The following is a 23851-nucleotide window of genomic DNA, read 5'->3' as shown; positions in this document are numbered from 1 at the left end:
CTAAGGCGATCTCAACGCATCAATAGCGGATAGTATAGAATTGCTTTTATAAGATGATGCATTCTATGCATTTCTCGGTAAGCAAGAAGAACGCGCCTCATAAAATCAATAAATTGCATATTCTCTGACCGCTCTTCTTCCATTCCTTCTCGACGGGGAAAATAGGTTACCACCTGAGAAACGTCATCATATTCCGTTTTATAATGGGCTATGGAGTTTCGAAGCTGATTGTCGGTCGCGGCATCTTCCAAGCTGAACCAGCTGTCATCAATGAAATCTAGCTTTTTCCCAAACACTACGTCAGCGAATGCGTTCAAATTGGCAGGAGTAAAATCGCGACCGCTCGCCACCTGACCTATGCCCGGCTGGAAGGCATTGTGATCACTGCGCTTCATGAGATTATTAACACCGGCGATCAGCACGATCTGCCGAGAGATAATTTCGGTAATGTCTTTATATAAGTCTTTGTAGGTTTCAAAATCATGGGTTGAGACACGAACTGGAACAAGCATCTCTGAAAAATCGCAATCAAAATCAAAAAACAGTACAGGCCGGAGTGGAAGCTCTGCCTCTAAGATACGTGGGTAGACCTCTAAACAGTCATGCTGCAACGCTTTCACAAATCCTGTCGCATGAACCTCTGCTATGAAAGCGTCTATCGCCGGTCTGTTGTCTTTTGCTAAATCAAAGATGATTTTCATGTATTGGTCAACGGTGTCTCTATCCTGGCCGGGTAAAGCAAACGGTGCCATCACGCGTGCTATTACACTGTATAAGGTAGCATTAAGGTCCTGCGGCAGTTCTGTCTTTGTGCTCACGCTGAACTTATTCTTGGCACAATTTACGAATGGTTTGACCTTTTCTTTTCTATAAAACTTAAGGCAATTTCTAAAGAAAGGGACGCTCTCGACCCCGGCATTTAACATGTTGAGTCTTGTATTATGTAGTTGATATTCCTCAGGGCGAATTTGTCTGACAGCCCTCATGAATGGAGTGTTCCCCATTTGATACTCGCCCATATAAACTGGGAAATCGAGGTGTAGATCAATAAATGGGTTCGTATTGTCAAATGGCTGCTTGCCTTCAGTTCTAGTAGCGCCGATGAAGCGCATTCCTCCACCGTACTCCATGTCAATATCAACAGGTGCAGAACACTCCGGGCAAGCAAACCGAAGCGGTTGCCTAAATCTGTTTGACATTCCTATCCTGCAATCAATGTCCTGATCACATGATGAGCATTTGAGCGTTAAATTGAAATTCATCTTACTTCAGGTCCTGATCTCTGACTTTGATCGAATTCCTTCATTCGGCTTCTGGAAAAGAAATCAAAAAGCTGATCCGTCTTTTCAAACAGTTCAGTCTCAGAGTAAGTTTCGACAGGAAGGCCAGTTCTATCGTCATAAAGGTGATCATAAATTGATTGCCGTAAGCGATCACGTGTGGCCGCCTTTCCGAATAAATCCTGAACACCTTGCATTTGCTGTTCGAGCGACTTGAGAAGCGCAACAGCAACTGACTTAATTTTCTTGATGTCCGATTTGGACAAGTCAGGCTTTAGGAGCATGTCGAAGACGGCAAGTTGTTCTTCGCTTTCCAATCCTTCTTTAACATATCGTTTGGACTCGGCACTCATTTCCGCAGTAAGGCGCATTAAGGCCTCGAACGTGGCTTCAATCGTATTCTTGTCTTTTTCTTTATTATAGTCCCGAACGATCTCATCAAATCGCTCTTGGAAGTCTGTACGTAGAGGATTTTGAGCCAGCATTTTCCGCAGCCGGTCTTCTACAACTGTCTTGACGTCCTGCACATCAGATCGCTTGGTTTCGCTTTTCGAAAACTCTTTACGAAGAAGGTCGAAATTGATCTTTGAAATATCAAAGACCTTGTTATCGGATTCGGCATCGGCCTTCACCTCGATCGCATCACTTACGATTGCGTTTAATTTTTGGATTATCTCTGAAGTGTCCGCACTTTCACGATCATCTTGAAGGGTCTTATAGAGGAAGCTGATCGCTTCGGCGTCAGCACGGAAAACTTGAACGCCCTTAAACGTCAGGCAGGCTTTGTATTTTCTAAAGACGGAGCGAGCAGAAATCTCAAACTTCTTGCGGCTTTCATCATCAATATTCACGGCTTCCTTGGCATCTAGCAGTGCCTTGTTGCGTGCAAAACCGGTTGTCGTCTTTAGCGTTGCGAGATCGAAGCCATTATCATTCAATTGACTGCGAACAAATTCGATCGCCTCTGCAAGTTCTTCCAGAAGTTCTTCTTCGGGATGCAGCGGATCATTTTCAGTGCCTCCCTCACCATCGAAGCCACCTTCGCCGGTATGACCAGCAAAGGTCGACAGTGCTTTTCGAAGGTTTTTCAAAATTCCACAATAGTCTACAATCAAACCATTGTTCTTGCCCTCATGCACACGGTTTGCGCGGGCGATTGCCTGCATGAGCGTGTGCGCTTGTAGCGGCTTGTCGAGGTAAAGCGTCGAGAGAGAAGGCACGTCAAACCCAGTGAGCCACATGGCGCATACAATGACCACTCGGAACGGGTGATCTTCGCGCTTAAAGGCCGACTCAACGTCAAGGCGCTTCCCGTCTTCGAGAAGGAAACCTTCCCGCATCAGTTTTCTATGCGGTAAAATATCCAAGTCCCACTTACGGAACTTGTCGACCTCACCCTGCTCGTCACTGATCACGACAGCCATTTCGGTTTCGCGCATCCATGCAAGTTGCCGCTCTCGAACCAACTGATCTTGATCGTCTTTCGCCGTTGATAGTTCGGCTTCCAACTTTGCAATTCTAGCCTTCCAAGCATCAAGGAAGTAGCTATGCATACGAACCGCGGTGATCTTGTCGATCGCGACGAACATTGCCTTTCCGGTTTCCCAGTTGGTCGAATAATGCTCTGCGAAATCGGTCGCGATATGCTTCAGACGCTTCTCGGCGGTGACTACATGATATTCGCGCTTGAGCTCGTTCTCTAATTTCGCAGCCACGTCCGCATCGCTTATTTCAGCCTCTGCTATGGCACTGGCGAGCTTCTCATTCAGCCCTTCCGCAGACAGTCCGAGCTTGTCACCACGCGCGTCGTAGTAGAGTGGAAGCGTGGCATTGTCCTCAATGGCTCGCTGAAAGTCATAGGTGGAGATGTAGCCGCCAAAGACGCGCTGCGTGATTTCATCGCTTGTGAAGAGTGGAGTTCCAGTAAATCCGATGAAGCTAGCGTTTGGCAGAGCATCACGCATGTTCATCGCCAGCGTTCCGTACTGTGTGCGGTGCGCCTCGTCGGTCATAACGATGATGTTTTCCCTATCGGAATAGGCGTCACCGTCTTTGATCTCTTTGTTGAACTTCTGGATGAGCGAGAAAACAAATGCTTTCTGCTGGCCAAGTAAGTTCTTCAGTTCATCACCGCTATCGGCGCGGCATGGGTCTTTGTCATTATTGGCCAGACCAACACCCGCAAAAGTGTCGTAAATCTGCTTATCCAGGTCGGCGCGGTCGGTTAGAACAAGGAAGGTGAAATCACCACCTAGTTTGCGCCGCACCTTCTGCGCGAACAACGCCATGGAGTAGGACTTGCCCGAACCCTGTGTGTGCCAGAACACGCCAAGTTTCCCATCACGCTCCTTGCGTTCGATCACGGATTGCAGCGCACGGTTGACCCCAAGATACTGATGGTTACGCGCAACGATCTTGGCCAGCTTGCCGGTGCTGTCATCGAACAGAATGAAATTCTCGAAGATGTCGAGGAAGTTGGCCTTGGTGCATATACCCTTCACAAGGGTTTCCATCTGCACGACGCCTTTTTCGCCTTCGGCCAGTCGTTTCCAATCGCTGAAATGTTCGTACTTGGCGCTGATCGATCCGACCTTGGCTTCGATCCCATTCCCTAGCACCACGAAGGCGTTGAAGTGGAAGAGCTGCGGGATCGTGTCCATGTAGTCTTTGAAATTGTCGTCATAGGCGCGGCGGAGCGATTTGTCGGGGCGTTTCAGCTCTACGAACATCAAAGGCAAGCCATTTACGAAACCGATGATGTCGGGTCGGCGGCGATGGCCGTTGGGGCCGCTCACCCACATCTCGCGCACGCACAGGAAGTTGTTGTTCTCGGGGTTGGCGTAGTCGAAGACCTTCAGCCGCGTCTTCTTGATCTCGCCGTTCTTCTTATAGCTGGCGACCACCCCGTCGCGTATCAGCTCATATTTCTCGCTGTTGGTCTGGACTGTGGATTGAAAGGCTAGCGTGTCGGTGATCTGGCGCAGGGCGTAGGTGTAGGCCTCGTCCGGTAAGCCAGGGTTTAGGCGGATCAAGGCCTCTCCCAAGTGACGGGTCAGCACTACCTCGCGGTCGGACTTGCGGCCAAGCGTGCCTTCATGCCCGTAGGTTTCGGTATTGAACGCGAAGACGGACTCCCAGCCGAGTTCGTCCTGTAAATACTCAGCAAGAGTGGCTTGGGCTAATCTGTCTTCGGTATAATCGTTCATGTTCTCAAATCTCTAATCTTCCATCCATCAAACGTGGCAGCAAAAGATCGCGCGCGTTGATCAATTGGCGATTCTGTGAACTGAGCAAGTCAATCTGCCGAAGTGTATCTCTGGCTATCTCTGAATAATCTTCAGCGGTCTCCTTGGCAGGAAGCAGAAATGGAATATTTTTAAAAGTATCAACAATTATTGCATCAAAGACTGCTCCGACCGCGCGGCTCTTCATGTGGGCAACTTGCTCTGTCACGCCAAAATACAAATACGCTTGGTCCAAGTAAGTCTTACTACGAAGAGCATAGCACGACTGGTTCATAGCCATTGGTCGCTGTGCCAAGCGTATCTTGCCGACAGTACCTCTTGCCGTCACAAAAAGCGTGTCTTTTTCATAGAGCTTGCTGTTGCAGCGCTTTAGACCTTCTTCAGTAATCATCTTTTCCGTGTCGTGAGTATAAGGTCCATCCCCTGTGTCTTTCGGTGTAAAGAACGGGATTTCATCGCCCCAAAACGCGGGTACTGTCGTCTTTGGTGTCCCGCCACTTAGGACATCAACACAATCGAACAGGTTTTTTTGCTCCCATCCCTCCGGCACGCTGTCGATGATCTTAACATGCTCGTGCCCGGGAAAGCGGAAATGGACGAACCATTCCCGATACAAAAGTCGCGTTGACTCCTCCAACAAAGCAATTCGCCGCCGGTTGTTCGCGATTAGTTCGTCATAGGCTGTAAGGATGGAAGCAATACGCCGCTGTGAGATAAGGTCAGGTAAATCGATTTCGTAGGATCGAAGATTCTCAATAGTGATCTGCGCTTGAGCAGCACCTGTATTTAGACGCTCCTTGAGTGGCTCGCGACCTAAGCGATAGTAAAGAAATTTCTTGTCGACAAGTTCAGGAGATAGGCTGAGCACTATCGAAAGATTTGTTATCCATGCCTCGGGTGGTGAAATTTTCACGTCGCCGGTTCCGCCGACGCCCCTAGCCACAACAATCAGCTCTGGTTCTTTGTACAGATATTCTTTTGCGAATCCCGTAACACGATATCCGCTGTATATTGGATACCCTTCATCACTCACCATATTTTTGGGGGGCATCTTGCCATATTTCATTGTGGCAAAATCATCTATTCGCATCTTGGTCAGCGCGCTCATACAACCAACTCTTTGAAGTTCTTACTGATTGTTGCCGCCAATTCGGTCGCTTCCGCATTCAAGCCTTCAATCTCGATGTGAATGTCGCGCAGGGCTTCCTCGAAATTAAAATCCTCGTCTTCTTCTTCCGGTGCAACGCCGACATATCGCCCTGGTGTCAGGATCCAATCATTCGATTCCAATTCATCGTGGCCAACCAGCTTGACCAGCCCTTCCACGTCGCACAGCTCAGCATTCGGGAATCGTGTATTCAGCCATTCGGCTTGAGTGTGATAGTATCGTGCGCCCTTGAGGTGCTCTGTGACTTCCTGTCGGGCTGCATCCAACTCGTTTAAGCGTTTCTTGCCCTCGGCAAGCTTGGTACCGTCTGCCACATCCGCCTCATGCACGCGGGCCGCCAGCTTATAGAGATGGTCGATTTCCTTGACCAAAGCCTTAGCCTGATCCGCTACTGGCTCGAACGCCGCGCTAGAGACCTTCAACCCGTCATTGTCTCGTTTGGCGGCATCCCATGTCGCACGCGCGTTTTTGGCATTGGTCGCGAGCGCCGTGATATCGGTTGATACCGTCTCAGCCAGATTACGCAGTTCTTCGTCGCCATGCGTATCTGTCACGGATTTCAGCACCTTCTTAAATCCGGCGAAGTCACAATCCTCCATCTGAGTGAAGGCGGTTTCTAGATAGTCCTGCACTAGCGCCAAAAAGCGATCGGTCTGACCACGATAGAGCCAGACGATGCTGGACAGGTTCTGCTGCTGCTCGGGCGTGAAGTCATAAATCTTGCGCGTGACCTTGCGATAAACATTGCGTGCGTCGATCATCAGCACCTTGTCTTTCAGGTGCGCAGGCTTTGCCTTGTCAAAGAACCAAAGCTCGCACGGTACGGTGCGCGTGTAGAAAAAGTTGCCGCGAATAGCCATCATGACATCGATATCACCCGTCTTGATCATCGCCTCGCGCACTTTGGCCTCACCGCCACTGGCAGAGGATGCCTGCGACGACATCACGATACCGGCGCGCCCGGTTTCTGACAGATAGGCGTGGAAGAATGACATCCAGACGTAGTTGCCGTTGGACACCTTACCGCCCTTGTTCACCCCGGGCAGGCCGAATTCCAGTCGGTCGTCGTTCTTGATTTTCTCGGCGTCAATCTCGTCCACGTTGAAGGGCGGATTGGCCATGACGAAATCAAACGGCCCTTTGTCTTTGTGCGGGTCGTCGTAGTAGGAAATCGCCTTGCTGATATCGCCCTCAAGCCCGTGAACAGCGAGGTTCATCTTGGCGAGGCGGATCGTCGTCGGGTTCTTCTCCATCCCGTAAAAGGTCACGCGGTCACTAGGGTTGGCCTTCATCTTCTCGATGAAATGTGCGGACTGCACGAACATACCGCCTGAACCACAAGCGGGGTCGATGATCTTGCCGTGGTCAGGCTCGATGACGTTGACCAGCGTTTGAACGATGGAAACGGGTGTAAAAAATTCGCCGCCATCGTGGGCTTTCTGGTCGGCGAACTGAGTTAGGAAGTATTCGTAGATGCGCCCAAACACATCACCGTCAGCCTTTTGTAGCGTGGGATCGTTGAAGGTCCGCAACAGCTGGCCGAGGTCGTCGTCACCAAGTTCCTGATATTCGGATTTTGGCAATGCGCCGTCGAGGGATTGATAATCTGCTTCAATGCTTTCCATTGCCGCGATGATTGCACCGGCCCGATCCCCGCCGTCAGGGATGGAAACCAGATGATCGAACTGAGCTTCTGGCCTCAAGAAGATTGAGCCGCGCTGCGAAAAGTCTTCTTTTGTAAGTGGACGTGTGATGCCACCGCGCGAAGGAAGCGATGCCTTGATGTCGTCCTGAACACGCAAAAAACGGCTGTAGGCATGGCGCAAGAAGATCAGCCCCATCACGGGGAGGAAGTATTCATTGCTAGCGAAGTTGGAGTTTGCACGAAGGTGGTCAGCCACTGACCAAAGTCGTTTTTCAATTTCGCCTACGTGATCCATACTGCCCTACCTGCTAAATGTCTTTTTTCTTTACGCTTAACGGGTGGATGCTTCAATCCTACGCCGAATGCCCTGCATATCATTTGTGCCACATCCTGTGCGTGTGCGGAAGAAAAAAGTACAATATTTATAGCTGGTTACGGAATGGTCTGAGTGATGTTTCAGAAAGAAACAGTCAGTGCTCTGGGTCCAGAGCAAGGGTGGCGCGAAAGCTCCCTTCCTTCGTCTAGAGAAGTCGTCTCCATGAAGTGGTCATGCGGGGTGTCGGGGGTAGCAGGAACGCTCCCCTGATTGGTGGTCAAACAAGCAGTTGTTTGTGCATGGTTCGGTGCAGGTGGAGAGGCATTTCTCCAAGTCCTGCGAGTGGGTTCAGGGGGTGCGATAGCCCCTTGATCGATGGGTGCAGGGAGAGCGAAGTCTCCCGCGAGTGTTTGACCGGCGGAACGGTCTGCTGGCTCTGAAAAGGGTTCAATGCCCTGACAGAGCCACGGCTTGGGGGATGCAACGGGGGCGCGCAGCGGTCCCCTTGCCAAGGTGGTTTTGTACTACAAAACACATCTTGCGTCGCAGTCGAGGGTGGAAATTGTACTACAAACAGGCTGTTGTACTACAAAGCGGGCGATATGCGCTGACCACAGAGGAACATGTTCCTAGCTTGGTAACACGATAGAAGAAGACAATCCGAAATCGCTGCCTGCGGAACCAAGCTGCAGCCGCCTAAATCTAAACAGAAACCGAACCAGATCCTTCTATAGGAAATACCACAGCTCTGCGGAATACTTTGACGACGGACATTAACTGTCTCCAAGAGAAATATTTCGTGCCTGAATGTAGGTTGTCGGTGTTGATAGCTGGATCAGAAGGTAGGCAAGAGCAAGAACAACGGTTTGGGGCCACAATTCTTCGAGTTGGTCTGGGTTTGCCTTAAGCCATTGAGTTGGTTGATCGGAGTTTCGAATAGCCATGTCGAAACCATCGCGAAGACAGAAGTGGTGCGCTATGTGGGTCTTCAGAGACGGAATTTTGTAGCCTCTAAACGCTTTGTAGCGATCCTGCATTCTTTTTAGGATAACGGGGTTCTGAATCAGGTCAAAGGGCTTAACGCCTGGGATTGCCCGCATCGCTTCGTGAGGCACCTCATTCGCGGACAGAATAAGTACAATTTTCCCCCAACGGGTTATAAACTCTTCAATACTTTGATCTTCCAAGTTCTTTATGAGCGCGACCCTGTCTTCGAGCGTCGGTTCCTGCCCGAGTAACGAGATCACACGACGCCTCTCAGCCCTTAGTACCGGATCGTCTCCTCGCAACACTTCTTCAAGCCGCGCTTCTCGATCCAGATATGCTCGCACTATTACCTGCAAAGAGACTTCAGCGATGATTGTATGGCACGCTTGGCGCGACACAGTTCTCTTGCTGTTCTCGCGGAGAGAAATGTGCCCCCCGAACAAATCCTGAATTTGTTCAATAGCGTGGTCTACGTTTCCGCCGCTCTCTTGAATAGCTATTGGGATTTTTGAGTACAATTCTCCATTAAGCCAGCAATAGAGTATGCGTGCCAATGTAGCCTCGGACACGTGTGCACCAGGTAGAAAGCGGTTCTTGGGTTTCTTTGGTCTCGCGGACATTGATCAAAATATAGCGCGATGTTCCATAAACTTGACAAGCTCGAAGCTTGCTCCGTGACGGTGGCAGCAACGATCGCTACCTCTTTGGTGCGCTCATAGTAGCGCCCTCGAAACCACCTATTCGAAGTTCAACCACCACCAGAAACTGTGTTTCTGGTGCAGAAAGAAGGCTTGTCTATCCGATGGAAAATTATCTGACTTTGCGCCCTGACAAAGAGCGCGAGCCGTATCTCACGCTCTTCATGAAACTGATCCCTCTGCTTGAAATCCTGCTGGCGGGCTTCGGCCTGTATTTCCTGGGATTTGCTGAAGGCGGTATCCTTGGTTGGGCCAAGTTGATCGTGTTGTTGGCTGCCGCCTACGCGGTAGCTTATGCGATCCTGCGCATGGCCATTGAGAGAGGTGTGCCGCTTGTCGCGGCAAAATCCCGCATCGCGGGGCCGATGAGCGGTCTTTCAATAGCTTTTGTTGGCGCGTGCTTTTTCCTTGTGACGGCACCGGGCCTGACCATCTTTCAGGTCGAGGAGTCTCGGCTGACCGCCCACCTGGAACAGATTGGCAATTATGCCGATGTGCGCGTCAGCATAGCGGATCAGGCCGTCGAACTGGTGCCGATAATGCAGGCCGTGGCCGAAGATTTGGCGGCGCGCACTGAGCAGGAGAGCGAGACTGGCGTCGGCCCGATCGCGCTTGCCTGGGACTCTCTGACAAGTCGTGCTGAAGGTCTGTCGTCGCAAATGACCGTCAGCCTCGGCGTGCGGGGTGATCTGCTAGATCGCATCCACGCGCAACGCATGGCGATGGAAACGACGCTGGCCGATGAAAGCGTGAGTATATGGGATCGCCGTGCTGTTCTGCGGATGCAGCAGGCCCGCCTGATGAGCTTGCTCGCTGAGCTTGATCAAGCCGTTCCCGTTTCCGTCGTTCGGTCCTATGCCAGTGAACTTGAAGGTGGGGTGCTGGTCCCTGACCGAGAGGACGCCAATGCGAGGATCAACCGTACATTGGCTGGCTATGCCGATACGTTAATGAGTGCTCTGGTCGAACAGCGCAGTCTGTCGGCTACGCCGCCTGCATTTCCCAGCCGCACAGGCGCACTCGATACCTTCGCCTATGCTGGCAAGTTCGCGCCCGTCTTCCTTTTCGCCTTCCTTGTGGACATGGTTTTCCCGCTGGCGCTTTGGGCCTACGTTCTCATGACCATGATCGCGCATTCGCCGCAGGTCTGGGCCAAGCCTCGTACTCTCACCGATCTCGACCGTCTCACTGGCATGCGCCCAATGAGTGCGCGTCAGATGCGCGAGTTGACCGATGACGATGATGATCTGACTGAGTCCACTCCTGTGCGCGACGTGGCTCCTCCACGCGCGCCCATGCGCCCCAATGGCAAAGCTCGGAACTGAGGGAGAGAGATGATGTCGATTGATTTCTCCTCTGCGCCGTTTAGCCCGCTGATGGTTGTCGTAGGGCTGGGCTATGCGGTCTTTTCCTCAGTGGTCTCTGGACCGCTGATGATTGAACGCGAACTTGAAAACGCAGGCTGGCACGAAACGTGCCAGTCTCAACTCGCTTCTGATCTCCAAGCCACTCGTCGCCCTGAGACCGTCATTCCGCAAGTGCCTGATCTTGGCGGTATGCTTTGCGGTGTCTATCCCGAATTGGGAGAGCTGTGTCAGCTCATCCCTGATCCGACGGCTGCCGCCCGTGCCGCTCAAGAGCAGGCGCGGGCCCTGGAAGATGCGCGGCTTGCCCGCGCAACGTCGGGCTTGCCTGACGCCTGCTCATGTGCGGAACAGGTCTTTACCGAGCAACAGCGTTGGGCCGTCGCCCTTTACGCGGCAAGCGGTCGTCTCCTGGAACCGCCCGTGCTGGCCAATCGTGAATTAGGTCTGTCGCAGGCTTTGCGCTCGCCTCTCTGTGCGGTGGAGGGCGCGTCATGATCTTTGGCAAACTCATCATCAAAGGTTCCGTGCTGCACACGCACCGCGACAGCTTTATTCTCGAAGGCATCAAAAAGGTCTCGATCTACCGGCCATTTCTTTCCTCGGGCGTGATGTTTGCGAGCTTGGCGGGACTTTTTGCCGTTGGCTTTGCGGACATTCTTTATCCAGGTGAGCTGGTCCTGCTCGGCTCGATAGCGAGTGCGAGCATGGGTTTCGGCCTGAACCTCGCTCAGCTTCGACTGATCAGCCGTGACTTGGGCGTGAGCGAAGCCCCAGATGCGGTCTATGGCACCTACGCGCACCTCAAGCGGGAACGTCTGAGGATATCCTCAGCGGTCGCTGAAGCGAAGTCAGGGGGTGCATCATGACCCCGAACAAGACGCCCATCGGCGCGATCCTGAAGGTCAATGGCCATTTGCTGCTGACCTTTCTCTATGGCGGAACAGCTTGGCTGATTTGGCCTACAAATCCGAAATGGTGGGGCTTCGGCCTGCTGAGCATCCTTCTCGGTGCTGCTGCTCTGGCCAGTCTGATCGCTGCCTTTCGCGCGATGACCAAGCTTTACATCCGTGAACGCGAACTCGCGCGATTTGCGGAAACCGCGCGCGCGCCCGAACCGTCCGACCTCGCCAACAATGATGCCCTCAAAGATGCGGGGATGTTCCATGACTAAATCGATCAAACGCCTGCTCGGCATCACCGCCGACGGCAAGGCGCTTTATGCGCCCAAGCACTCCCATAGCCTGCTTCTCTCGGCGGCGGGCGGGGGCAAGACCAGTTGCGGAGCCGTGCCGTGGCTCATGTCATTGTTGCCCGATACCAACCGCGCCATTGTCGTGAATGATTGCAAAGACGGCGAAATGGCGGGCCAACTCGCTGAGACCTGCCATTGCTACGGTCGCAAAGTAGCGATCATCGATGACTTTGGTGTTCTGGGTGCGGATAACCCCTTTCGGGTTTCGCTCTCACCATTTGGAAGTCTACGCGCAGCGCATGAGACGCAGAATGGTGAGTTGGTATTTGCCATCGATAATGCCAACAACGCTCTGATCCCAGACCCACCAAATGATGCCAAGAACCAGTATTTCAGGGATGAGCCGAAAACACTGCAAGAGTTTTGTGAGAACGAACTATTGCAAGTTGATCCAAGTCTGGCCGTGCCAGGTGGCGTGTGGTCGATGCTGGCTGATCAGGACGTTCTGCTAAGCGCGGCGCGCATCGCGGTCGAAGAAGGCGACGACGTGCGCAAATCCCTCGGCGCACATATTCTTGATATGCAGGCAAACAATAAAGAGCATTGGGGTCAGCACCGCGCAGCGGCGCTGAAATCCCTTCGCATTTACAGTGCGGGAAGCCCGCTGCACCGCGCAGGTCGGGATGCGAAGCTGACCCATGAAGACCTACTCAAAGAGCGCTATGTTATCTTCATTGTGGGGCCGCAAAGGCACATGGCGCGCCTCGGCGCGCACTACGCCCTGCACCTGCAATCCTTCATCGATGTTGTGCTGTCTGGACAGCATATTCCCGTGGACTTCATCTTGGATGAATCCACGAACGCGCCGCTGAAGGCGCTCATCTCAGCGATGATGGTCGTGCGCGGCTATGGGGCGAATCTCCACTTCATCGCGCAATCGCGCTCGGAAATTCAGCGGGCTTACTCCGAGAAGGAAACCGCAACGATAGAAGAGAATGCGCTCGTGAAGCAGTATTTCGGTTTCAGTTCCTTCGAGGAATGCGAGCGGGTTTCCCGCGCCATTGGTGAGACGCTGGTCCAGCAACATAGTATGGGGTTGAACAGCTCAGGCCTCGACTACTCCTCCAATGTGGGCACGGGCAAGGATCGCCTGATCTCGGCTGAGCGCCTGATGCGCATGAAGCCCAACGAGCAACTGATCCACGTGAAGAACGTTGGGTGGATTCTCTGCCACAAGGTTGGCCAGCACCAAGTTGCCCCGTTCTGCCACGGCGAACTCGCGGACAACCCGCTCGAAGGTCCTCAAATGCCTGCCGATCCAAAAGTCACCATCGACATCAGGAACAGGACACAATCATGAAAGGGCTGGTTCCACGGCGCGCGCGCAGGCCGCGCTTCCTCAAGCTCAGCTACTTCGCATGGCTGGTTGTCCCACTTGGCTTGTGGCTCGCCTATGACACCTTCGGCCTGCCGCATGGCCTCTGGTCGTATTCGTGGATCGATCAGGGCCAGGGCATGGACCCGTTTGCAGAGCGCCACTACACGCGCTGCACTTACGTCGGGCCGTATGGATCATTAACGGGAGCGGCTGAGAATGGCCGCTGTCCCTGGGTAAAGTTCTTCAAGGCGGGGGCGGAGTGATGTCCCGCTTGCAATATTGCCTAGTGCATAGTGCGCATGGGCACGTCACAGCGCCATTTGAGCTTCAGGATGGATGCCAATTCCATACGTGCGAGGTTCTTCAGCACGATCAGCACGGTCTCTTCATCCACGCCGTCTTCTATGTCGGCGTCGCATTTGTCGCGCGGGATCAGGATCAGGCAGAAACCTTTTATCTCCTGCCAGAAGGTCTCGTAGTCCATCGGCTCGAGATAATCCTCAATGTCGTCTATATGTCTGAATTCTATCATGGATTCAGCATATCAGAGCGGATTCATCTAGCGCAAATTTCGCGACCTACCTCCCCAGAACCGAAGGAGCCAAGCCATGTCTGAGCTGTCAGATCAGGTGCGCGCGCATTTCAAACCGCGCGGTGATCTTTACGAGCTGCGCCACAATCTGGCGCGCGTCATGAATGAAACGGAATGGCAAAAATTCCGCAAAGTCACCGAAGAGTTTGGCGGCAAACGCAACTTCGCCAAGCGGGCATTTGAACTGGACTACAATCAGCGTTTCGATGAAGCCCGTCGGCGTCTGATCGATGAGGCAGGATCGATCAAACGTAGCTTTGTTCCAAAATTCATGGGCTCGGACCATTTCGACAAGACCGAGATCAATCGGCGGGCCGACAAACAGGTCCGTGATGCCCATGAGAAGGACTTGGCGCGCATCGATGTCGTAGAAACGGGCGTCCTACGGGACATGCTGGAGAACTGTGAGAAGCGCGTCATGGAGAGGGAAAAGCCTCTCCGCGATTTCCAAAAGGCTGTTGATCGCCGCGCTGGCTCCGACCGGCGCGTGCGCTCTTGGAGCCGATAATCTGCCCCTCAGACACAGGAGAATACCATGATTGAGAAGACGGAACACCGCATCACCGCACAAAAGGAGGCTGTGCTCAAAAGCTTTCAGGGCCAGACCATGACCGATGCACAAACTGATGTCGCCATGAATTTGGCCAACGTCATCGATAGGCACATACACAAGACGGGCTCGTTTCGGGAGCCTTTGACCGACTACGCCCATGCGTTCGCGCGCTCGGAGAAATTCGATGCGATGAAGGGTGAGACCATCATCCGTGATGTCTACGCTGCCCAATTTGGGCGCACGATGAATGCCACGCGAGAAGCTCTGATTGAGCGGGAAAAGAACCTGCCCGAAAGCACGCCCGAACTGGCGCTGACATCCGCACGTCAGACCTTGGAAGCGATCTCAACAGGTGAAACTGAGCCGTTCTACAGGGCCTATGACCGTGAAGGCTCAGCGCTCGCTCGTTCTTTGTCCATCACTGAAAATGCCGCCAAGACCCTAATGAGTGAAAGCTATCGAGCGGTTGAAGGGCGAGAGCTTTATGACACAGGCAAGGAATTGGAAGAAAAATATCATCGCCCGCGCATCGATGAATTGCGAGCATCAAGAAGTAATAGTCGCTCAAAAAAGATCGCAAGAGTATGAAATAAAATGGAAAAATAGAGATGGATAAAATGCCATATTTCCGCCGTAAGGCGCAGAATTTGGCGATTTTTCCAACTTATGGTAGAATATAAAATGGTGGAAACACCTCGCTCCGAAAGGAGGAGCGCATGGATGACGGAATTAACATTAAGGCAGGTCAAGGCGACCTGAAACCCACGTTCGACGCATCAGCCAAACGAATGCTGAAGGTCGATATCGAACGCTACCAATCCTATCTCGACGATACGGACATGACGCCTGCACAGAAGGAGGAATTCCTTCAGTCGATGTGGCTAATGATGATCAGCTTTGTGGAACTCGGTTTTGAGGTCCATCCGATCCAAGAAGTTTGTGGAAAAGACAGCCAAAGCAACACTCAAAGCGCACTTGATGCGCCTGATGCGTTACAATCGAGCCAACCCAGAGACGATGAAAAAGAACAGGAGCCGCGTCCCTGACTTAATACAAAGCGGCAGACTGGAGATGCGATGAAAGATGAATACAACCAAAGAACTGAAGTGGCAGCGGCACTGATCTACTGCCGTGTTTCCTCGACGAAGCAACGCTTGGAAGGCAGCGGCCTTGAAAGTCAGGAACAACGCTGTCGCGTCTATGCCGATGAAAAGGGCTACCTTGTTGAAGCCGTATTCCCTGACGATGTCAGCGGTGGCGGTGACTTCATGCGTCGCCCAGGGATGGTGGCGCTGTTAAGCTACCTCGATGCGCAGCGAGGCAAGCCCTACGTCGTCATCTTCGATGACCTGAAACGCTTTGCCCGTGACACAGAATTTCACCTGAAGCTTCGCCGTGAATTCGCACGTCGCGGTGCCACGATTGAATGTTTGAATTTCCGCATTGAAGACACGCCTGAAGGTAAATTCATCGAGACGGTGATTGCCGCGCAAGGTGAGCTTGAGCGGGAACAGAACCGTCGTCAGGTCGTCCAGAAGATGAAGGCGCGCGTTGAGAACGGCTTCTGGGTGTTCCGCGCGCCTGTTGGCTATCGCTATATCAATGCTCCCTCAGGCGGGGGCAAGGTGCTGGTGCCTGATGAGGTATTAGCGCCCGTGGTGCGTCAGGCTTTGGAAGGCTATGCAACAGGTCACTTCGCATCGCAGGCTGAAGTGCAGCGCTTCTTGGAGCGTAATCCGCATTTCCCTAAGGACAAGATGGACGGAACGCTCCGTCCGATGACCGTGAGCAGGCTGCTGAAGAAGGTGGTCTATGCGGGTTATGTCGAAGCCCCCAAATGGGGCGTCAGCGTTCGCAAAGGCCATCATGAGGGCCTGATTGAGTTTGAGACCTATCAGCAAATCCAGGACGTACTGGAAGGCAAGAAGAGACGCCCTGCGGCGCGTGCCGATATCAACGAAGACTTTCCTCTTCGCGGCTTTGTCGCTTGCGACTGCTGCGGCAATGCGATGACGGGCGCTTGGTCGAAGGGCAAGTATCGCCACTATGCTTATTACCGTTGCCAGACACGAAATTGCGAGAGCAAGGGCAAGTCTGTTCCGGTCGCCAAGATGGACGAAGGCTTTGCGAGCATCCTGAAGGGTATGCAGCCAGCTAAGGAATTGTTCGAACTAGCCAAGGCCATGCTGCGCGATGCATGGAACATGCGTTTGACGCTGGCGCTTGGTGAAAAGGAAGCGCTTCAGAAACAACTTGCCGATATCGATGGCCAGCTTGAAGGCATGCTGGATCGGATCGTCGAGGCAAACAGCGCTTCAGTCGTCCGTGCCTATGAATCGCGTATCGACAAGCTGGAACGCGACAAACTGGTCCTACAGGAGAAGATCAACAAAACCGTGCCGCCGAAAGGACGGCTGGAGGACTGTATTGAACTCTCTTTGAAATTCCTATCAAGCCCTTGGAATATTTGGAAAAATGGTGACTTCACCACGCGCCAAACAGTGCTCAGATTGGCCTTCAATGAGCCTCTCAGATGTAGTCAAAATGGGGTGTATGAAACTCCAAATTTATCTTTCCCTTTCAGGTATTTAGGAAATTTTATGGAGCCAAAAAGCGAAATGGTGCTGTGAGAGAGGATTGAACTCGGGGTTTCATTGGGTTGTTCTTTGATATTATTGGATATTTTTTCATGCGTTGCAAGCACGGTGTAGAACCCCGGTGTGGGTGTGGCGGATGGCGTCTGACACGCGGCAGAGCGTTGCGAAAACCTCAAATTGCGGCGCTATCTGACGCCTCGCCTTTTCTTCGAAGGGCCTCGTAAAGCTCCCCCGGCCCCAGGAGAACGTCCTTTAGGCCATCTCGCACCTGCGACGAGTCGAGGGCTTGCTTGCTCATCAACGAATGAGCCTCAAAGGCATCGATGATTGCGTCTAGGATTGCCTGGGTCAGCGCAGGTGAGTTCGAGAACTGCTCCTTGCTGTTATGATTAGCCTGCTGGACCAGCATGTCGCTTTCCATCAGCTTACCTTTGATGACGTTGTTAACGTAGATCAGCTGGTCGTCATCCGTTACATCGCCTTGAAAGAGATCGTTTAGCTTCTCCAAGATAGCGGCCAGCAAGGCTTTCTCTTTGTCCTGCAAGGCACCTGTGCCGGTGGCTGTCATAGGTTTTAGGGGGTCTGCCACTCCGGGGAGGGTCAGGGAGCGCTGACCGCCTGATGAGAGCTTGTGGTGGGTCAGAACGATCTTGGATACGTCAAGTGTCGTGCGTTCCCGTCCGAATTCTAGGAGCGGTGTGAGGCGACGATAGAAGATGCCTCGCGCCTCAATACCCGTGTTGCCGTAGTCGAAAATCTGCGCGAGGAAGCTGTAAAGCCTTAGAAAGGCTGCCATGTCAGTCTTGAAGAGGAGGAGCGCATTGAGGCTGTCTTGCGCATGCTTAACGCCTTCGTCATCGGCCTCGTCACGGGCCACCTTGAGCCGTCCCATACTCGCGCCGTAAGACTTCAAAAGGCGATCAGCGACTGGCGAGATCGCTGCGACAAGGTCCCCGTGCTTCGCGTTAGGGTCCATCTCGATGCGCACCACACGGTCCACCTCGAACTCATCGTAGTGGCCCGCGCCATCCAGTTTGGCACGCAAGTCGAACACAATGTTGGGGTCCGTCACATCCTCCAAAGTCGCCGTTTGGTGATAGGTTTGGAAGGCCTTAAGGATGTCTTCGCCATTATCTGCGAAATCCAGCACGTAGGTCGTGTCTTTCACCACCCCGCCGCTTTGATACGCCCGGTTCAGACGTGACAGTGTCTGGACGGCTTGGATGCCCGCAAGTCGGCGGTCGATGTACATGCCGCACAGGAGGGGTTGATCGAAACCGGTCTGAAATTTGTTTGCTACCAGCAGGATGTGATAGTCGGGGTGGTTAAAGGTCTCTTTGATGTCGCGGCCCTTGAGGCCGGGGTTCAGGGCCTTGCTTGTCTCTGAAAACGGCTCCGGTCCGCTTTCAGGGTCGTTCACCTCGCCCGAGAATGCGACCAGTGTGCCAATCGCATAGCCCTTACTCTGAATGTACTTCTCGATGGCAAGCTGCCAGCGCACCGCTTCAAGACGGCTGCCAACCACCACCATCGCTTTTGCGCGACCCTCAAGCAGGGGCTGAACCATTGCCAGGTAGTGCTCGACGACCACCTGTACCTTTTGGCTGATGTTGTAGGGATGCAGGCGCACCCAGCGCATTAGAGCCTTCACGGCTTCGTCCCGCTCTACCTCCTTCTCGTCAATCTCCTTGCCTTCACCGGCCAGCCGGAAAGCCAGACTGTAGGGCGTGTAGTTCTGGAGGACGTCGAGAATGAATCCTTCCTCGATGGCCTGACGCATCGAATAGACGTGGAACGCTTCAGGGAGGTTTGACGCACTCGCCGGTTGGCTGATGTCGGGGCGGCGACCGAACAGCTCGAGTGTCTTGGCCTTTGGCGTGGCGGTGAAGGCAACGTAGGTGATGCCGCTGGCCCCAGCGCGGGCAGCCATGTTTGCCGCGAGGAGATCTTCCGCACTCACTTCAGCCCCGTCTGCCACGTCGGCGCTTTCTTCCGCAGACAGCACGAGCTTGAGCTTGGACGCTGCTTCGCCAGTCTGGCTGGAATGGGCCTCGTCCGCGATAACGGCGAAGCGCTTGTCCTTCGAGGCTGCAAGCTCCTGCACTGCTGCCAGGGCAAACGGGAAAGTCTGGATTGTGCAGACGACGATCTTTTTCCCGCCTGCCAGAGCTTCGGCAAGCTGCCCGCTCTTCGCCCCGGAATCGGTGCTGATCGTGGCCACCACCCCCGTCGTTCGCTCGAAGCTGAAGATGGCCTCCTGCAACTGCGTATCGATGACGTTCCGGTCTGACACGACCAACACCGTGTCGAAGACCTTCTGGTGCTGAGCGTCGTGCAGATCAGCCAGAAAATGCGCCGACCAAGCGATAGAGTTGGTCTTTCCAGACCCCGCCGAATGCTGGACGAGGTACTTGCCCCCGGCACCTTCCTCCAGAACCGCCGCCACCAGCTTTCGGGTCGCATCCAACTGGTGAAAGCGGGGAAAGATCATCCCTGTGATCTGGCGCTTGGCATCCCGCGTGAACACCATGTAGCGGCCCAGAATGTCGAGCAGGCTGTCGCGTTGCCAGACCTCGTCCCAGAGGTAGGCCGTTCGGTGCCCGTTCGGGTTCACCGGGTTGCCCTTGGCGCCCTCATCCCCCTTGTTGAACGGCAGAAACCGGGTGGCAGCTCCGGCCAGCCGCGTGGTCATCATGACTTCGCTGTCGCTTACGGCGAAATGGACCAGAGCACCGCCTGGGAAGCCCAGCAGGGGCTCAGGTGGCTTTCCTTTGGGGGCAGGGTGCCGGTCGAACCGGTACTGGTCCACGGCGTCCTGTATGCCCTGTGTGAAGTCGGTCTTCAGTTCCGATGTGACCACTGGCAGCCCGTTCAGGAACAACACGAGGTCGATGCTGTTCTCGTTTGACGTCGAGTATCGCACCTGCCGCACCACGCGCAGGCGGTTGGCTTCATAGCGGGCAACGATGTCCACGTTCATCGCCAGAGCAGGCTTGAACTGGGCCAGCATCAGCGGCGCACGCAGGCCGATCATCTCGACCCCCCGGCGCAGCACCTCGAGGGTGCCGCGTTCGTCCATCTGCTTGCGGATGCGGTCCAGCATCATCGGCTCTGCCGCCGCGCCGTGGTTCTTGGTCAGGGTCTCCCACGCCTTTGGCTGGCTGGTTTGGACCCAGGCGACCACATCGGCGGGGAACAGGGCGCGGGCGCGGTCATAGCCCGCCGCATCGCCGTCCTCGTAGAGCCAGTCTGCCGCCGCCAGACGGGAGCAGATTTCGGTCTCGAGGTTGATTTCGCGGTGCAGACTCATGCGGCTTCCGTCTCCTTCGAGACCAGATGGCGCACGTCGATCTTGCCGGTGACAGTAGCGGAGATAAGGGCAGCGCGGCGTTCCTGCAGGAGGTCGATTGCGCTTTCGGCGGTGGCGGTGAGGGCGTCGAGTTTCGCAGTAAGGCTCTCCAAATAGGCGACAATCATGGTTTGATCAGCTACCGGTGGTACAATGACGGTGAGTTCCATTGCAGTGCCTACATTGAAGTGCTGCTGGATGGCTCCGCCGGACCCTTCAACAAACTGACGCACCGCTACATCCGAAGTTAGATACCATCGCAGGAAGTGGCTGTCGGTCGTCGTCGGCTTACGGACAATTATGAGATCGATGCAGTTGCACCCCGCAAAGTCATCCTCCACCACTGCGCATGTTCCGGGTTGTCCCGTTCGCACCGCCACCAAATCACCAGAGTGGAGCTGGGACTTTTGCAGCAACTCGTTCGCTTCCGCTGAAATGAAGACCAAATTGTCGCTAACAATCTGCCCCGGTCGAACATTCAAGGACCGCAGCGCTGGAATACCGTTCTCCGCATAGTACTTGGACGGTTCGACCACGATGCCGACTGTGATTTCGTTGGTGAGGCGCTTCAACGGCATCACCTCCCACCCCTCCGGCACGTCGCCCAGCCAGTCTATGCCCGAGGACTTTAGGGGGGCGTCGGGGTTGAGGCCGCGCGTGACGGCGTGGCTGATGACGGCCTGCCGCTTTTCGCGTAGCAGGTCAATCAACCGCCTCTGCTCGGCCACCAACGCATCGATCTTGGTCGTTTCGCGGTCGAGGAATGCGGCAATGGCGCGTTGTTCGGGGAGGGGGGGGAGGGCAAGAGTAATGGCCTTCATGTCTTTATAGCGCGTTGACCATAAATCGGCGACAATGCCGGAGCCCCAACGGTAGAATTCATCTTGGAAATTTTGGCTCTTCAATAGCCAATTTGAAAAAGGGCCAGCAATCTTTCCTTTTGGTGAAAGAACGATACTGATCAAAGAGACCGAACCATTCAGGAGGGACAGTCCCGAAGAGCCTTTACGATCAGACCGGCTGTTGATGACGAAGTCGCCTTTGCAAACGCGCTTGCGGTTGTCGCCATCATCAGTCTTCGCGGCAGTCTCAATTTGTGGGACTATTCCCCCCATAGTTACTGATAGGGCGGGGTGATCCTTATCGCTGACCTTTTCACGCCTTTCTGAGAAACATGTTCCTAGGCGGGTAATGTCCCACCCCTCCGGCACCTCACCCAGCCACTCCACCCCCGAGTCCTTGTAGGCCGGATACCTCCGCGTCATGCTGACAACTCTGTCAGCATCCGCTGAATGCGTCCCGTGACTTCAGCCAGGTCTGCATCGATCTCGTCCAGCGCTCGCGGCGGTTCGAAGATATAGAAGTGGCGGTTGAACGGGATTTCATAGCCCACCTTCGTCTTCGCCTCATCGATCCAGGCATCGGGCACATGGGGCAGCACCTCGCGCTTGAAATATGTCTTCACGTCCTCGCTCAGGGGCACCGTCTCGGTATCCCGCAGGCTACTATCTGGTTTGGGCTTGCCGCGCTTGTCTGTCGCAACCTCTCCCTCCGGGTCGGGGACCATACTGGCATCTGCAATTACAGACTCGATCTTCGGGGTCAGCAGGTATTCTCGACCGGCAACGCTGCACGCAAGCCTCAAGACTTTGATGAAATGAGCGCGTGTCAGAAACCGCGACCCCTCCAAATTGTCGTGCAGGACGTCACCAAGCCTATTCTGCTCTTCGAAATCGAGCGCCTTGACTGCGGAGTGGTTTTCGATGTCTGCCCAGCTGTCGTATTCGTATGCAACACGCAAGGGTCGCTCCACGGTGATCTGACGGAACCCGAAGGCGGCGTTCGGAAAGATGCGCGACAGCGGGGCCATCTTGACCTTGCCCCCCTCCGGGGCCTCCGGCGCGGCCTCCCCAGCAAGCACGACCTCGCGGGTAACTTCCTTGCCCTCTGCGTCCAGCACCCGCGCCAGCTGCGCCTCAAGGAAGCCCCCGAACAGGCGCGTGACGGTTGCGATGTCGGCGTCCCCCATCTCCTTGCGCTTGGACCCAAGGCTCTTGCGCATCTTCTGCCAGAAGCCGGAACCGTCGATCAGCTGCACCTTCCCCTTGCGATGAGGAGGCTTGCGGTTGGACAGAACCCAGACATAGGTGGCGATGCCGGTGTTGTAGAACATGTCCGGGGGCAGGGCGATGATCGCCTCCACCAGATCATTCTCGAGCAAATAGCGGCGGATTTCACTTTCCCCGCTGCCCGCGCCCCCGGTGAAGAGAGGGGAGCCGTTCAGCACGATTGCAAAGCGGCTCCCGCCGTCCCTGGTCGGGCGCATCTTGGACAGCAGGTGCATGAGGAACAGCAGCGAGCCGTCCGAGACCCGTGGCAGCCCAGGCCCAAACCTGCCGTCAAACCCTTGAACGGTGTGCTCATCCTTGACGGCCTTCTGGACCTTCTTCCACTCGACGCCAAAGGGCGGATTCGACAGCATGTAGTCGAACTTTGCGTCGGGGTGTCCGTCCTCCGATAGCGTGTTGCCGAAGGTGATGTTAGAGACGTCCTGCCCCTTGATGAGCATGTCCGCCTTGCAGATTGCGTAGGACTCCGGGTTGAGCTCCTGTCCGTGCATGACGAGTGAGGCCTTGTCGTTATGTTCGGTCAGGTACTCCCCGGCGATGGACAGCATACCGCCGGTGCCTGCCGTGGGGTCGTAGATCGTCCGCACGACACCCGGTTTCGACAGGACGTCGTCATCCTCGACGAACAGCAGGTTCACCATCAGGCGGATGACCTCACGCGGCGTGAAGTGTTCCCCGGCGGTCTCATTCGAGAGTTCCGCGAAACGGCGGATGAGTTCCTCGAAGACCAGCCCCATCTGGTGGTTGTCCACGCGGTCGGGGTGAAGGTCGATCTGGGCAAATTTCTCCGCCACGAGGTAGAGCAGCCCTGCCTTGGACAGCCGGTCAACCTGCGCCGCGAACTCGAACCGCTCGAAGATGTCCCGCACGTCGGGCGAAAAGGCCTGAATATAGCTGTAGAGGTTGGCCCCAATGTTGTCCTGATCGCCAAGCAGCTTCTTCATGTCGAGGGGGGAGGTGTTGTAGAAGGTCTGCCCAGCCTTGCGCAGCAGGAACGGCTCGGGGTTCATGCCCTGCGCAGTTCGGGTGGCCAACTCGGCGAGCACATCGTCTTTGGTGGGGGCGAGTACGCAGTCGAGGCGGCGCAGGACGGTGAAGGGCAGGATGACCTTGCCATAGTCCGACTGACGGTAGTCGCCGCGCAGCAGGTCAGCAACGGACCACAGAAAGGACGATAGGGCTTGCTGGTTCAAGGGATGGTCTCCGGGAAATGCGGCCAGCCGTCATAGAACGCAACAGGCAGGGCCTTGGCAATGCATGGGGATTGCAGGACTGTGCTGCTTCGTCGTCGATGGGGCAAGCAAGGCGAGCGGTTCGCTGCAGCCTGAAATAGTTTTACTACAGAAATTTGAGGC

The 23851-nt window shown here is 54.6% G+C and carries 19 protein-coding genes; 10 read left to right on the top strand and 9 right to left on the bottom strand.

The window, feature by feature from the left end; all coding sequences use genetic code 11:
- Nucleotides 1–11: 11 nt before the first annotated feature.
- From V6N07_RS14420 to V6N07_RS14400, 5 genes are all read right to left on the bottom strand, one after another.
- Complete coding sequence (locus V6N07_RS14420; RefSeq protein ID WP_371157024.1) at nt 12–1112, bottom strand: hypothetical protein; 1101 nt, start codon at nt 1110–1112, stop codon at nt 12–14.
- A 146-nt stretch (nt 1113–1258) separates the two neighbouring features.
- Nucleotides 1259–4486 (bottom strand): type I restriction endonuclease subunit R, encoded by a 3228-nt coding sequence (locus V6N07_RS14415; RefSeq protein ID WP_371157023.1) that lies wholly within the window; start codon nt 4484–4486, stop codon nt 1259–1261.
- 4 nt (nt 4487–4490) lie between these two features.
- Nucleotides 4491–5633, bottom strand: coding sequence for a restriction endonuclease subunit S (locus V6N07_RS14410; RefSeq protein WP_371157022.1), 1143 nt, complete (start codon nt 5631–5633; stop codon nt 4491–4493).
- The gene (locus V6N07_RS14405) at nt 5630–7633 is read right to left on the bottom strand and encodes an N-6 DNA methylase (protein WP_371157021.1); all 2004 of its coding nucleotides are present in this window, start codon (nt 7631–7633) and stop codon (nt 5630–5632) included. Before V6N07_RS14405 ends, V6N07_RS14410 begins: the two co-directional genes overlap by 4 nt.
- Nucleotides 7634–8427: 794 nt before the next feature.
- Complete coding sequence (locus V6N07_RS14400) at nt 8428–9210, bottom strand: hypothetical protein (RefSeq protein WP_371157020.1); 783 nt, start codon at nt 9208–9210, stop codon at nt 8428–8430.
- 233 nt (nt 9211–9443) lie between these two features.
- Here V6N07_RS14400 and V6N07_RS14395 point away from each other — a divergent pair, with 233 nt between their 5' ends.
- Genes V6N07_RS14395 through V6N07_RS14370 form a run of 6 tightly spaced genes read left to right on the top strand, consistent with a single transcriptional unit; the run spans nt 9444 to nt 13539 of the window.
- Nucleotides 9444–10664, top strand: a complete 1221-nt coding sequence (locus tag V6N07_RS14395) for a hypothetical protein (RefSeq protein ID WP_371157019.1) — start codon at nt 9444–9446, stop codon at nt 10662–10664.
- 12 nt (nt 10665–10676) lie between these two features.
- Nucleotides 10677–11201, top strand: coding sequence for a hypothetical protein (locus tag V6N07_RS14390; protein ID WP_371157018.1), 525 nt, complete (start codon nt 10677–10679; stop codon nt 11199–11201).
- Nucleotides 11198–11572: a hypothetical protein gene (locus V6N07_RS14385; protein WP_371157017.1), complete on the top strand. Its 375-nt coding sequence runs from the start codon at nt 11198–11200 to the stop codon at nt 11570–11572. Before V6N07_RS14390 ends, V6N07_RS14385 begins: the two co-directional genes overlap by 4 nt.
- A complete protein-coding gene (locus tag V6N07_RS14380) occupies nt 11569–11877 on the top strand; it encodes a hypothetical protein (RefSeq protein ID WP_371157016.1) in 309 nt (102 codons plus the stop codon). The genes V6N07_RS14385 and V6N07_RS14380 overlap by 4 nt, the downstream gene beginning before the upstream one ends.
- Nucleotides 11870–13258: a type IV secretory system conjugative DNA transfer family protein gene (locus V6N07_RS14375; RefSeq protein WP_371157015.1), complete on the top strand. Its 1389-nt coding sequence runs from the start codon at nt 11870–11872 to the stop codon at nt 13256–13258. The genes V6N07_RS14380 and V6N07_RS14375 overlap by 8 nt, the downstream gene beginning before the upstream one ends.
- The gene (locus V6N07_RS14370) at nt 13255–13539 is read left to right on the top strand and encodes a hypothetical protein (RefSeq protein WP_371157014.1); all 285 of its coding nucleotides are present in this window, start codon (nt 13255–13257) and stop codon (nt 13537–13539) included. Before V6N07_RS14375 ends, V6N07_RS14370 begins: the two co-directional genes overlap by 4 nt.
- 20 nt (nt 13540–13559) lie before the next feature.
- Here the strand turns inward: V6N07_RS14370 and V6N07_RS14365 are convergent, their stop codons facing one another.
- Nucleotides 13560–13760, bottom strand: coding sequence for a hypothetical protein (locus V6N07_RS14365; protein WP_371157013.1), 201 nt, complete (start codon nt 13758–13760; stop codon nt 13560–13562).
- A gap of 124 nt (nt 13761–13884) precedes the next feature.
- Here V6N07_RS14365 and V6N07_RS14360 point away from each other — a divergent pair, with 124 nt between their 5' ends.
- From V6N07_RS14360 to V6N07_RS14345, 4 genes are all read left to right on the top strand, one after another.
- Nucleotides 13885–14376: a hypothetical protein gene (locus V6N07_RS14360; protein ID WP_371157012.1), complete on the top strand. Its 492-nt coding sequence runs from the start codon at nt 13885–13887 to the stop codon at nt 14374–14376.
- Between the two features lie 27 nt (nt 14377–14403).
- Entirely contained in the window at nt 14404–15009 is a 606-nt protein-coding gene (locus V6N07_RS14355; RefSeq protein WP_371157011.1) for a hypothetical protein, read from the top strand.
- A gap of 128 nt (nt 15010–15137) precedes the next feature.
- A complete protein-coding gene (locus tag V6N07_RS14350; protein WP_371157010.1) occupies nt 15138–15467 on the top strand; it encodes a hypothetical protein in 330 nt (109 codons plus the stop codon).
- A gap of 30 nt (nt 15468–15497) precedes the next feature.
- Nucleotides 15498–17051: a recombinase family protein gene (locus tag V6N07_RS14345; RefSeq protein ID WP_371157009.1), complete on the top strand. Its 1554-nt coding sequence runs from the start codon at nt 15498–15500 to the stop codon at nt 17049–17051.
- Nucleotides 17052–17190: 139 nt separating this feature from the next.
- On the opposite strand, the gene V6N07_RS14340 is transcribed toward V6N07_RS14345, so the two are convergent.
- The 3 genes from V6N07_RS14340 to V6N07_RS14330 are packed head-to-tail and all read right to left on the bottom strand — an operon-like array spanning nt 17191 to nt 23689.
- Nucleotides 17191–20328 carry a type I restriction endonuclease subunit R gene (locus V6N07_RS14340; protein WP_371157008.1) on the bottom strand — a complete coding sequence of 1046 codons (3138 nt, stop codon included), beginning with the start codon at nt 20326–20328 and terminating at the stop codon, nt 17191–17193.
- The gene (locus tag V6N07_RS14335; protein ID WP_371157007.1) at nt 20325–21632 is read right to left on the bottom strand and encodes a hypothetical protein; all 1308 of its coding nucleotides are present in this window, start codon (nt 21630–21632) and stop codon (nt 20325–20327) included. The genes V6N07_RS14340 and V6N07_RS14335 overlap by 4 nt, the downstream gene beginning before the upstream one ends.
- Complete coding sequence (locus V6N07_RS14330; protein WP_371157006.1) at nt 21629–23689, bottom strand: N-6 DNA methylase; 2061 nt, start codon at nt 23687–23689, stop codon at nt 21629–21631. Before V6N07_RS14330 ends, V6N07_RS14335 begins: the two co-directional genes overlap by 4 nt.
- Nucleotides 23690–23851: the final 162 nt, after the last annotated feature.

Source organism: Jannaschia sp. 2305UL9-9, from assembly GCF_041403465.1.
Lineage (GTDB): Bacteria > Pseudomonadota > Alphaproteobacteria > Rhodobacterales > Rhodobacteraceae > Jannaschia.
This window is presented reverse-complemented; position numbering and strand designations above follow the sequence as displayed.

Coding starts and splice junctions, on each gene's coding strand:
- V6N07_RS14395 (WP_371157019.1), top strand. CDS start 9,444: ATGGAAAATTATCTGACTTTGCGCCCTGACAAAGAGCGCGAGCCGTAT.
- V6N07_RS14420 (WP_371157024.1), bottom strand. CDS start 1,112: ATGCGCTTCATCGGCGCTACTAGAACTGAAGGCAAGCAGCCATTTGAC.
- V6N07_RS14340 (WP_371157008.1), bottom strand. CDS start 20,328: ATGAGTCTGCACCGCGAAATCAACCTCGAGACCGAAATCTGCTCCCGT.
- V6N07_RS14385 (WP_371157017.1), top strand. CDS start 11,198: ATGATCTTTGGCAAACTCATCATCAAAGGTTCCGTGCTGCACACGCAC.
- V6N07_RS14380 (WP_371157016.1), top strand. CDS start 11,569: ATGACCCCGAACAAGACGCCCATCGGCGCGATCCTGAAGGTCAATGGC.
- V6N07_RS14350 (WP_371157010.1), top strand. CDS start 15,138: ATGGATGACGGAATTAACATTAAGGCAGGTCAAGGCGACCTGAAACCC.
- V6N07_RS14410 (WP_371157022.1), bottom strand. CDS start 5,633: ATGAGCGCGCTGACCAAGATGCGAATAGATGATTTTGCCACAATGAAA.
- V6N07_RS14375 (WP_371157015.1), top strand. CDS start 11,870: ATGACTAAATCGATCAAACGCCTGCTCGGCATCACCGCCGACGGCAAG.
- V6N07_RS14370 (WP_371157014.1), top strand. CDS start 13,255: ATGAAAGGGCTGGTTCCACGGCGCGCGCGCAGGCCGCGCTTCCTCAAG.
- V6N07_RS14365 (WP_371157013.1), bottom strand. CDS start 13,760: ATGGACTACGAGACCTTCTGGCAGGAGATAAAAGGTTTCTGCCTGATC.
- V6N07_RS14355 (WP_371157011.1), top strand. CDS start 14,404: ATGATTGAGAAGACGGAACACCGCATCACCGCACAAAAGGAGGCTGTG.
- V6N07_RS14335 (WP_371157007.1), bottom strand. CDS start 21,632: ATGACGCGGAGGTATCCGGCCTACAAGGACTCGGGGGTGGAGTGGCTG.
- V6N07_RS14415 (WP_371157023.1), bottom strand. CDS start 4,486: ATGAACGATTATACCGAAGACAGATTAGCCCAAGCCACTCTTGCTGAG.
- V6N07_RS14405 (WP_371157021.1), bottom strand. CDS start 7,633: ATGGATCACGTAGGCGAAATTGAAAAACGACTTTGGTCAGTGGCTGAC.
- V6N07_RS14390 (WP_371157018.1), top strand. CDS start 10,677: ATGTCGATTGATTTCTCCTCTGCGCCGTTTAGCCCGCTGATGGTTGTC.
- V6N07_RS14345 (WP_371157009.1), top strand. CDS start 15,498: ATGAAAGATGAATACAACCAAAGAACTGAAGTGGCAGCGGCACTGATC.
- V6N07_RS14360 (WP_371157012.1), top strand. CDS start 13,885: ATGTCTGAGCTGTCAGATCAGGTGCGCGCGCATTTCAAACCGCGCGGT.